This is a genomic window from Streptomyces capoamus, assembly GCF_014654935.1.
Lineage (GTDB): Bacteria > Actinomycetota > Actinomycetes > Streptomycetales > Streptomycetaceae > Streptomyces > Streptomyces capoamus.
The window spans coordinates 109,344-115,977 of sequence record NZ_BNBF01000020.1 but is presented as its reverse complement, the minus strand read 5'-3'; the positions used below and the strand labels follow the sequence as shown (position 1 = coordinate 115,977).

The following is a 6,634-nucleotide window of genomic DNA, read 5'->3' as shown; positions in this document are numbered from 1 at the left end:
ACGCGGAGCCGGACGAGGACGCCTTCTCCTTGGCGGAGGCGGACGACGACGGGCTGGTACCCGGCTTCGGCGAGGAGCCGCCGCTGGAGGACGCGCTCGGCGAGGGGCTCTTCACGGCGGCGCCGCTGGGCTCGCTGGCCAGGACCGGCCGGAAGTACAGCTTTGCGGTGGTGCCGACCTGCTCCTGCGCCTCCTTGGAGTTGGTGCCCTTGGGGATGTTGACGATGATGTTGTCGGTCCCCTGGGTCTGCACCTCCGCCTCGGAGACACCCAGGCCGTTGACACGGCGGTTCATGATGTCGACCGCGGTGTCCATGTTGGCCTTGTTGATCGCGGACCCCTGGTCGGCCTTCGCCTTGAGCGTGATGCTCGTACCACCGGCGAGGTCGATGCCGAGACGCGGAGTGGTGTGACCGGAGAGGAACATTCCTCCGGTGAGCGCCACGATGGCGATCAGGATGAGGGCCAGCGAGCGCCCTGGCTTGCTCTGGGCGCTCGCGCTACGGCCCCTCTTAGGTGCTGCCACCTTCTCGTACTCCCTCTCGGGCCGCCCCGCGCCCGGTCGGCGCGGTCGGCCATGACATGGTGTCGGGCTCCCGTGCGGGAAACAGACGCGCCCGGGATACGCGGGGCGCCATCATGCCGCCGCCGCGCCTCCCGGGGCGTGACTACTTCGCGTCGGAGTCGCCGTCGGTCTTCTTCGGCTCGTCCTGCGCCTTCGCGTCGGCGGCACCGGCCGCGCCCTCGTCCTCGACGGCGTCCTTCTTACCGAGGTCGATCTTGTCGTCGGAGGCGGCGGCAGCGGCGGGCCCGTCGGTCTCGTCGGTCTCGGTGAGGGAGGAGGCGTCGTCCGGGACGACGTCGGCGTCGGACTTCAGGTCGTGCTCGATGCCGTGGACGATGCGGTTGTACTCGTCGTCGGTGAGGACGGCGCCGATGGCGTTCTTCGCGAAGAGGAGGTCGACGCCCGGCGCGGCGTCGAGGAGGACGGTGTCCTCGTTGACCTCCTTGACCGTCGCGTACAGACCCCCGATCGTGCGGACACCGGAGCCGGGCTGCATCTCGTTGCGCATCTGGGCGGCCTGCTGCTGCTTCTTCTTGGCCGAACGCGTCATCAGGAACATCGCCGCGATGAGCACGATGAACGGGAGAAGGGTATAGGCATTCACGGGACGGAATTTCCTTCGCGCGACCGCGCGGGTGAGCGGCCAGTTGGATGGGGGTGGGTCGGCGCCGCCCACAAGGGCGGCATCGGCGGAGTCTAAGCGAGTCCGCTTGCATGGAACAACGCTCAGCATGGCACCTGGGTTCCTGCCCGGGCCATCACCCTCGCCGGGCGGCGGCCATCACGCCCCGAACAGGTCCTGTTGTCCGTTTCCCGTGGCCGCCGGGCGCGGCGGGGTGAGGCCGAGGTGCGCCCACGCGGCGGGCGTGGCGACCCGGCCGCGGGGGGTGCGGGCCAGCAGTCCCTCCCGGACGAGGAACGGTTCGGCGACCTCCTCGACCGTCTCCCGCTCCTCCCCCACCGCCACGGCCAGCGTGGACAGGCCGACCGGTCCGCCGCCGAACAGTTTCAGCAGGGCCACCAGGACCGCGCGGTCCAGGCGGTCCAGACCGCGCGCGTCGACCTCGTACACGGCGAGGGCCGCGGCCGCGATGTCCCGGGTGATCAGTCCGTCGGCCTTGACCTGCGCGTAGTCGCGGACACGGCGCAGGAGGCGGTTGGCGATGCGGGGCGTGCCCCGGGAGCGGCCGGCGATCTCCGCGGCGCCGTCCGGCTCGATCCCGACGTCCAGCAGGCTCGCCGAGCGGTGGACGACCCGCTCCAGCTCGTGCGGTTCGTAGAACTCCATGTGCGCGGTGAAGCCGAAGCGGTCGCGCAGCGGCGGGGGCAGCAGGCCCGCGCGCGTGGTGGCGCCGACCAGGGTGAACGGCGGCAGCTCCAGCGGGATCGCGGTGGCGCCGGGGCCCTTGCCGACGATGACGTCGACGCGGAAGTCCTCCATCGCCATGTACAGCATCTCCTCGGCGGGCCGGGACATGCGGTGGATCTCGTCGAGGAAGAGGACCTCGCCCTCCTGGAGGGAGGAGAGGATCGCGGCGAGGTCGCCGGCGTGCTGGATGGCGGGGCCGGAGGTGATCCGGATCGGGGCGCCCATCTCGGCCGCGATGATCATCGACAGGGTGGTCTTGCCGAGGCCGGGCGCCCCCGAGAGCAGCACGTGGTCGGCGGTGGCGCCCCGCGCGCGGGCGGCGCGCAGCACGAGGTCGAGCTGCTCGCGGACCTTCTCCTGGCCGATGAACTCGCCGAGGTCCTTGGGGCGCAGGGCGGCCTCGACGGCCTGGTCCTCCCGGTCGGCGACCGAGCCCACCAGCCGCTCCGCGGCGGGATCGGCGAGCCGCTCCTCGCCGGGGGTGCCGGTCGTGTCGTCCCAGTTCACGAAGTTCTCCTAGCGGGTGGCGCGGGTCAGCGGGCGCGGTTCAGGGTCTGCAGGGCGGCCTTGAGCAGCTGCCCCACCTGCGGGGTGCCGCCGGCCTCCGCGGCCTGGGGCGCGACGGCGGCCACCGCCTCGTCGGCCTCGCGGGTGGCGTAGCCCAGGCCGAGCAGGGCCGCGTGCAGCTGGTCGCGCCAGCCCTGGCTGACCGGGGCGCCGACGGCGGGGGCGCCGACGGGCTCGCCGAGCCGGTCCTTCAGCTCCAGCAGCAGCTTCTGCGCGCCCTTCTTGCCGATGCCGGGGACGGCGGTGAGGGCCTTCTCGTCAGCGGTGGCGACCGCGCGGCGCAGCGCGTCCGGGGTGTGCACGGCGAGCATCGCCTGCGCCAGCCTCGGTCCGACGCCGCTGGTGGTCTGCAGCAGCTCGAAGACCTGCCGTTCGTCGTCGTCCGCGAACCCGTACAGGGTGAGCGAGTCCTCGCGGACGACGAGGGAGGTGTGCAGCTTGGCCGGCTGGCCGGTCCGCAGTGTCGACAGCGTGTTCGGCGTGCACTGGACGGCCATGCCGACACCGCCGACCTCGACGACCGCTGTGTCGGGAGCGAGCGCGGCGACCGTGCCGCTGACGAAGGCGATCATGCCGTACGGCCTTTCGTTGCGTGGACTGCCTGCCGGGCGACGGCCTGCTGGAGCCGGTTCTGGGCGGGGGCCCGCCAGATGTGGCAGATGGCGAGCGCGAGGGCGTCGGCCGCGTCGGCCGGCTTCGGCGGTGCGGCGAGCCTGAGCAACCGGGTCACCATGGCTCCGACCTGCGCCTTGTCGGCGCGCCCGGTGCCGGTGACGGCGGCCTTGACCTCGCTGGGCGTGTGCAGGGCGACCGGGATGCCGCGCCGGGCGGCGCACAGCATGGCGACGGCGCTGGCCTGGGCGGTGCCCATCACCGTGCGCACGTTGTGCTGGCTGAAAACGCGCTCCACGGCGACGAACTCGGGCCGGTGTTCGTCCAGCCACTGCTCGATGCCCTGCTCGACGGCGAGCAGCCGGTGGCTGAGGTCGGCGTCCGCCGGGGTGCGGACCACCCCGACGCCGAGCATGGTGAGCGGCCGGCCCGCGACGCCCTCGACCACGCCGACACCGCACCGGGTCAGCCCGGGGTCCACCCCCAGTACGCGCACCGCGCCCCTCCCTCGGATCCCTCGATCACCTGTTTGTGCAGGCTATCGGGTCCCACTGACAATGACGGCGGGCCGGTGGGACGTGTCCCACCGGCCCGCCGCCACTTCGCCGGTTCGGCGAAGGGTCACGCGTCGACCTTCTCCATGATCTCGTCGCTCACGTCGAAGTTGGCGAAGACGTTCTGCACGTCGTCGCTGTCCTCCAGGGCGTCGATCAGCTTGAAGATCTTCTTCGCGCCCTCCTCGTCCAGTTCGACCTGCATGGTCGGGACGAAGTTGGCCTCGGCCGAGTCGTAGTCGATGCCGGCCTCCTGGAGGGCGGTGCGGACCGCGACCAGATCGGTGGCCTCGCTGATGACCTCGAAGGTCTCGCCGAGGTCGTTGACCTCCTCGGCACCGGCGTCCAGGACGGCGCCGAGCACGTCGTCCTCGCTCAGCCCGCCCTTGGGGACGATGACGACGCCCTTGCGGTTGAACAGGTACGACACCGAGCCCGGGTCGGCCATGGAGCCGCCGTTGCGGGTCATGGCGACGCGGACCTCGGAGGCGGCGCGGTTGCGGTTGTCGGTGAGGCACTCGATGAGCACCGCGACACCGTTCGGGCCGTAGCCCTCGTACATGATCGTCTCGTAGTCGGCGCCGCCGGCCTCCAGGCCCGCGCCGCGCTTGACCGCGGAGTCGATGTTCTTGTTCGGGACCGACGACTTCTTCGCCTTCTGGATGGCGTCGTAGAGCGTCGGGTTGCCCTCGGGGTCCGCGCCGCCCATACGCGCCGCGACCTCGATGTTCTTGATGAGCTTCGCGAAGAGCTTGCCGCGCTTGGCGTCGATCACGGCCTTCTTGTGCTTCGTCGTGGCCCATTTAGAGTGGCCGGACATCTGCCTGTCTCCTTCGCGTAACCCATCCAGATACGAACGCCAGAGATCCTACAAGGACTCTCGTCCTACTCCGGTGTCCGGTGCGCGCGCACCATGTCGACGAACAGCGCGTGCACGCGGTGGTCGCCGGTCAGTTCGGGATGGAACGACGTGGCGAGCGCGTTGCCCTGGCGTACGGCGACGATGTGGCCGTCGTGCTCGGCGAGCACCTCGGTGCCGGCACCCACGGACTCCACCCAGGGGGCGCGGATGAAGACGCCCTCCACAGGATCGCCCGGGACGCCCTTGACGTCGAGTTCGGCCTCGAACGACTCGTTCTGCCGCCCGAAGGCGTTGCGGCGCACGATCATGTCGATGCCGCCGACGGTCTCCTGGCCCGAGCGCGGGTCGAGGATCTTGTCGGCGAGCATGATCATGCCCGCGCAGGTGCCGTAGACGGGCATGCCGTCCCGCACGCGCGCGCGGAGGGGCTCCATCAGGCCGAACAGGTGGGCCAGCTTGGAGATGGTGGTGGACTCGCCGCCGGGCAGCACGAGGCCGTCCACCTCGGCGAGTTCCTCGGGGCGCCGTACCGGCCTGGCCACGGCGTCTGCCGCGGCCAGGGCGATGAGGTGCTCCCGTACGTCGCCCTGGAGGGCCAGGACGCCTATGACGGGGGTGTTCATGGATCCGGTTGCCTTACCAGCCGCGGTTGGCGTAGCGCTCGGTCTCGGGGAGGGTGTCGCAGTTGATGCCGACCATGGCCTCGCCGAGGTTGCGGGACGCGTCCGCGATGATCTTCGGGTCGTCGTAGAAGGTGGTGGCCTTCACGATGGCGGCGGCGCGCTTGGCCGGGTCGCCGGACTTGAAGATGCCGGAGCCGACGAACACGCCCTCGGCGCCGAGCTGGCGCATCAGGGCGGCGTCGGCCGGGGTGGCCACACCGCCGGCGGAGAAGAGGACCACCGGGAGCTTGCCCAGCTCGGCGACCTCCTTGACCAGCTCGTACGGGGCGCGCAGCTCCTTGGCGGCGGCGTACAGCTCGTTGTTGTCGAAGCCGCGCAGCTTGGCGATCTCGTTCTTGATCTGGCGCAGGTGACGGACGGCCTCGACGACGTTGCCGGTGCCGGCCTCGCCCTTGGAGCGGATCATCGCGGCGCCCTCGGCGATGCGGCGCAGGGCCTCGCCCAGGTTGGTCGCGCCGCACACGAACGGGGTGGTGAAGGCCCACTTGTCGGAGTGGTTGACCTCGTCGGCCGGGGTGAGGACCTCGGACTCGTCGATGTAGTCGACGCCGAGGGACTGCAGCACCTGGGCCTCGACGAAGTGGCCGATGCGGGACTTGGCCATGACCGGGATCGAGACGGCGTCGATGATGCCCTCGATCATGTCCGGGTCGGACATGCGGGCCACGCCGCCGTCCTTGCGGATGTCGGCCGGGACCCGCTCCAGGGCCATGACGGCGACGGCGCCCGCGTCCTCGGCGATCTTCGCCTGCTCCGGCGTGACGACGTCCATGATCACGCCGCCCTTGAGCTGCTCGGCCATGCCGCGCTTCACGCGGGCGGTGCCGGTCTCGGGAGCCTGGTTCTGGATGGTGGACACGGGTGACCTCACTGAAGTGAAAGGTGGTTGATGCTTCACCGAGGAAACGCGAACGGACCAGGCCACAGCAAGGGCCAATGGCGAGCCGGTGGATCGTTTTCGCCCGGGGGCCGCCGGCGTGGGGTCAGGAGACCCGCTCCACCAGGGCGGCCGGCGGCTCGTCGTCCATCTCGAAGGCCAGCGGGAAGGGGGCGTGGCCGGCCAGCCGGAACCAGCGGACCTTGCGGTGCTCGCGGAGCCGGCGGGCGGCGCCGACGGCGTCGTTGTGGAACCGGCGGGCCATCGGGACGCGACGGACCGCCTCGGCCAGCTCACGGGCCGCCTCCTCGCCCCCCGGCGCCTCGCGTACGGCCTCCACCTGCGCGGGGTCCCCGAAGACCGCGCGCAGCGCCTGGCTCAGCTCGCTCTCGGCGACCTCCCGCTGCTCCTCCTCGGCCTGCCGGGCCGCGTGCGCGGCCTCGTACAGCACGATCGAGGCGGCCGGGTCCAGCACGCCCGAGGTCGCCAGCTCCTGCGCGACGGAGGCCCGCCGCAGCAACTGGGCGTCGAGCGCGGCCCGCGCG

Annotated in this window: 8 protein-coding genes and 1 pseudogene; all 9 read right to left on the bottom strand. The window is 71.5% G+C overall.

What is annotated here, in order from left to right; translation table 11 throughout:
- Positions 1-526: pseudogene (locus IE312_RS42115) on the bottom strand (protein translocase subunit SecD); the annotation flags it as partial.
- A gap of 142 nt (positions 527-668) precedes the next feature.
- Entirely contained in the window at positions 669-1,169 is a 501-nt protein-coding gene (gene yajC / locus IE312_RS27875; protein ID WP_189985058.1) for a preprotein translocase subunit YajC, read from the bottom strand.
- A 177-nt stretch (positions 1,170-1,346) separates the two neighbouring features.
- Positions 1,347-2,441: a Holliday junction branch migration DNA helicase RuvB gene (ruvB, locus tag IE312_RS27870; RefSeq protein WP_189985057.1), complete on the bottom strand. Its 1,095-nt coding sequence runs from the start codon at positions 2,439-2,441 to the stop codon at positions 1,347-1,349.
- Positions 2,442-2,467: 26 nt separating this feature from the next.
- Entirely contained in the window at positions 2,468-3,073 is a 606-nt protein-coding gene (ruvA, locus tag IE312_RS27865) for a Holliday junction branch migration protein RuvA (RefSeq protein WP_189985056.1), read from the bottom strand.
- Positions 3,070-3,609, bottom strand: coding sequence for a crossover junction endodeoxyribonuclease RuvC (ruvC, locus tag IE312_RS27860; protein WP_189985055.1), 540 nt, complete (start codon positions 3,607-3,609; stop codon positions 3,070-3,072). Before ruvC ends, ruvA begins: the two co-directional genes overlap by 4 nt.
- Positions 3,610-3,734: 125 nt before the next feature.
- Positions 3,735-4,487, bottom strand: coding sequence for a YebC/PmpR family DNA-binding transcriptional regulator (locus IE312_RS27855; RefSeq protein ID WP_189985054.1), 753 nt, complete (start codon positions 4,485-4,487; stop codon positions 3,735-3,737).
- A gap of 65 nt (positions 4,488-4,552) precedes the next feature.
- A complete protein-coding gene (pdxT, locus tag IE312_RS27850) occupies positions 4,553-5,152 on the bottom strand; it encodes a pyridoxal 5'-phosphate synthase glutaminase subunit PdxT (RefSeq protein WP_189985053.1) in 600 nt (199 codons plus the stop codon).
- 13 nt (positions 5,153-5,165) lie between these two features.
- The gene (pdxS, locus tag IE312_RS27845) at positions 5,166-6,071 is read right to left on the bottom strand and encodes a pyridoxal 5'-phosphate synthase lyase subunit PdxS (RefSeq protein ID WP_189985052.1); all 906 of its coding nucleotides are present in this window, start codon (positions 6,069-6,071) and stop codon (positions 5,166-5,168) included.
- A gap of 124 nt (positions 6,072-6,195) precedes the next feature.
- On the bottom strand, positions 6,196-6,634 hold a 439-nt coding region (locus tag IE312_RS27840; protein ID WP_229900516.1), incomplete at its 5' end, for a hypothetical protein.